General features: G+C 65.9%; 4 protein-coding genes. 1 reads left to right on the plus strand and 3 read right to left on the minus strand.

Annotation, left to right across the window (positions count from 1 at the left end; all coding sequences use genetic code 11):
• The coding region (locus tag WBB07_RS17835) for a hypothetical protein (protein ID WP_526309729.1) at positions 1-216 on the minus strand (216 nt) is incomplete at its 3' end.
• A gap of 59 nt (positions 217-275) precedes the next feature.
• The gene (locus tag WBB07_RS17840) at positions 276-1,355 is read right to left on the minus strand and encodes a class I SAM-dependent methyltransferase (RefSeq protein ID WP_526309730.1); all 1,080 of its coding nucleotides are present in this window, start codon (positions 1,353-1,355) and stop codon (positions 276-278) included.
• 99 nt (positions 1,356-1,454) lie between these two features.
• Between WBB07_RS17840 and WBB07_RS17845 the strand changes: the two genes are divergently transcribed.
• A complete protein-coding gene (locus WBB07_RS17845) occupies positions 1,455-2,213 on the plus strand; it encodes an SHOCT domain-containing protein (RefSeq protein WP_526309731.1) in 759 nt (252 codons plus the stop codon).
• Positions 2,214-2,216: 3 nt separating this feature from the next.
• Here WBB07_RS17845 and WBB07_RS17850 read toward each other — a convergent pair whose 3' ends face one another.
• Positions 2,217-3,221 carry a glycoside hydrolase 5 family protein gene (locus tag WBB07_RS17850; protein ID WP_526309732.1) on the minus strand — a complete coding sequence of 335 codons (1,005 nt, stop codon included), beginning with the start codon at positions 3,219-3,221 and terminating at the stop codon, positions 2,217-2,219.
• Positions 3,222-3,647 lie beyond the last annotated feature (426 nt).

Genomic DNA, 3,647 nt, shown 5'->3' on the forward strand with positions numbered 1-3,647 from the left:
CTCCACAACGGCGCCCCCCACAACACCCCCGCCGCCGACCACAACACCGACGACGGCTCCACCGCCGCCGGCCACACCGCCGCCTACGACAACACCGCCGCCGGCGACCCAAACCGGCACCGAGACAGTCCCGCCGAGCACGCCCCCGCCGGCCGCGGAACCACAACCACCGGTCGACGAGCCCGCAGTACCGAACCCGTCGTGGATCCCCACCATCCCGCCGATTCCAACGATCCCGGGGCTGCCGGCCTTTCTGCCGCCGCCGGCCGGCTGAATCAGCCCCGGCCGCGTTTGTTCAGAACCACCGCTGCCAGTGGGATCAGCATCGGCTCCGGTGCGGCAGCAATCCGCGTCGCGACGTCGCGCTCCAACCGATCCAAGAACTCGACATGGCGAGCCGGATCACCATCGAGGCCGGCCGCCAGCGCCGGGAACACCGACAGCCGCGAGAACGAGGCCCATTGGGCGCCGAACGCCGCCTCGTCGTGGTCCACCTGGTATCGCGACCAGGCCCGGTCCTCACCACGGAACACCTCCACACGGTCCACGGCCAAGTCCTCGAACCGACCGCGCGGCGCGAACGGTGCCAGGAAATCCTTGGCGGACCGGCCGACGACGGGAATCGACATCCGGGCCTGCTCGGACTCACTGATGAATCCGCCCTCGCGCAGCGTGCGCAGCGCCTCGACGATCGCGTCGAGCAGCAGCCGATAGCCGAATCCGCCGTCTTCGTCGATGGCCATGGTGAGCACCACCAGTCGGCCACCGGGGCACAGCTCGCGTCCCCGAAACGCCACGAACTCGTGCCAGTCGAGCGCGGCCTGCCGGGCGTAGGCGGCTTTGACGGCCTCGTCCTGGCAGTACGCCACCTGAACGTGGCCGGGCACGGGACCGGGCGCACTGCTCAACCAGTGACATGCGTAAGAACTCCAGCCCAGAGTCACACTGTCGGACGGCAGGATCTGGCTGTAGAACGACCGGCCGACCGCGGAGGCAAAGGTCGCGGGATCGTGGCGCAGATAGCTGTCCGGGTCCTCGGACAACGTCTGGAACAACGCGGTGAAGTTGTTGGTCGCGACATCGGTATGCGCGACCAGAACCGCGTGTTCACTGCGGGTCCGGGCGCGCAGCTTTTTCAACGCCGCGGCGATCGGCAGCAGCGAGTTGTGACCGGTGGCAGCGCCGTAATCGGCGATCACAATGGGCTGGGGCGCCGGAGGTAGCGGTACCGTCTGCGCGGACTCTTCGAAAAAGCTTATGGCAGTCGATAATCCGGCAGCCTGCAGGCGCGAGGACTCGGTGTAGCGGTCGCTACCGATGGGTTCCGGACGGACGACGATGCTGGACTCGGGCATGGCACCTCCGAGAAGTTGTGGACAGCGACCTGATGTCGACGGTAGTCCTGTTGCGGCAGAGCCACCTCCGGTCAGGCCGGCCCGTGGCACACTTCGGCCATGAGCGGCTCGAGGAATGTCGCGCGTCTGGTGCTGGCGGGCGCCATCGCGGCCCTGGTGGTTTCCGTCGTCGGCTTCCTCGTCACCTTGCTGCTGTACATCTTCGTCTGGGACGAATTCGACGCCTACGGCGAAGTTCCGATCCCCGGAACGGCGAGCCTGGAGCTGCCGGAAGGCGAGGTGACCGTCAGCTTCCGCACCCAGGTCATCGGCGGTGCCGGCGGCGGCCTGCCGATACCGCCGATATCGCTGCGGATCGAATCGCCCCCGGGGGTGCCCGACCCGCGGGTCGTCGAAGACATCGGGGCGACCACCACGGTGAACAACGATGCTCGCGTGCAGGTGTGGGTGGCCCAGATTCCGGCCGCCGGCAGCTATCGCGTCACCACCGACGGCAATGTGAGCGCCTTCGTGAGCCCTCGACTGGCGTTCGGGTACGGCAGCACCCTGGGCTGGCTTCCGGTGATGTTCGGGGTGTTCTTTGCCATCAGCATCCTGGACTTGTTGATCGCGCTGTTCTGGCTGGCCCGAATCAACGCGCGCGCAGCGCCGCCGGGGGAGATCCACGATGACCTCGACTTTGCAGATTGGGACGATCTGGAAGAAGACGGGCCGGTGCGGGAGCAGGTCTCCCACGAACCGTCCGAAGACGGGATCCGCATCGAGCAGCTCAAAACGCTGGCCAGACTGCGGGATTCGGGGGCACTGACGGAAAAGGAGTTCCAGTCCGAGAAGCGGCGGCTGCTCGACGGCCGCTGAGCGTCAGGAGCTGCCGGCACCTATCATCCGGAACAGCGGATCATGGGGCCCGATGTCGAGCGTGCACTCATTGAGTCGTGGATCGGGCACAAACGACCAGAACATCACCCCGGCCGCGCCGTGGGCACGCTGCGCGCCGACGATCAGCGAGAGCTCCTGCTCGCGTTGCTGCAGCGATTTGCAAGAACCCGCCTCCGCTCCCACCTCGGCGACCATGAGCGGCTTGTTGAGTGACCGGGCCTGTTCGATTCGCCGTTGCAGCCCATCACGGGAGTCGCCCGGCAGGGAGTCCGAGGATTGGTAGTAGTGGTACTCGACGACATCGATTCCGGGTGAAGCGGCCACCATTTGGTACTCCTCACCGACTGAGCCGCACTGCCCGCCGCCGGTGTGCCCGCTGAAGATCACGGCGCCGGGATCCAGTTGCCGAATCCGTTCACCCGCCTCGTCGAAGAAGGAGCGGAGCACCTCGGCCGCACCGTCAGGGCAGAGCCGGGCCTGCCACGTGCATGCCTCGTCGGTGCACTGCGACGGTTCGGGCTCACCGACCGCGGTCCAACCCGCAATCGTCGGCGAATCGCCCCAGCGGCCGACCGCGATGTCGAGCCAGTCTGCGAACGGCATCGGCATACCGTCGGAGACCTCGGTGCGCCATCCGCCGGCGTACCAGTCGAAATCCTTGAAGCGCGCGTTCTCGCAGCCGCCTTCCCCGCCGGTGAGCACCGCGATGAGAAGTTGGTTGTGGCGCTGCGCGGCTTCGAAGATCGCGTCCAGGGCAGAGAAGTCCAGCCGACCGGTCCGCTTGTTCACCGCAAAGCTGGAATAGATGTTCACCCGGGTCAACGAGTGCGGCGCCAAGCTGCCGAAATACTGGTTCAGATCCACCTGGGCGCCACAGCCGGCATTGACACTCCAGTTGGTCCCGAGCTGATATGCATTGATACCAATCGGCCACCACTTTCGACCGTCGAGAGTTAGCGAAGTTCCGTCGACACCGACTTTGGGCATCGGGAGAGTCGGAAGAGAGTCGATTGCTGCGACATTCTCGGGTAGCAGTGGCTTCGGCTGCTCGGGGGCGCAGCCCGCAGCAAACATAGTCACGATAGCTACCAGCGCAAAGGTGCGCCACCGCCACCATGATCGTTGCCGCGGGCCGCCCGCCATGGCTGTCAGCCTACCCAGGTGCGCACCGTCTGAAACAGTTAGCTGGGGCCGAAGCTACAAATGTTTCCAGGCCCGACGATGAACAGCCGGTGATTGCTGGACCGGGTTCTCTCGCGCTACTCGTCAGTGGCTGGTTGGTTGGGCCACAGCTCTTCACACTGCTCGTGCCTCGCAGTGTTCGTCAGTGGCTGGTTGGTTGGGCCTCAGCTCTTCACACTGCTCGTGCCTCGCAGTGTTCGTCAGTGGCTGGTTGGTTGGGCCTCAGCTCTT

It is taken from the genome of Mycobacterium sp., from assembly GCF_049647605.1.
Classification (GTDB): domain Bacteria; phylum Actinomycetota; class Actinomycetes; order Mycobacteriales; family Mycobacteriaceae; genus Mycobacterium.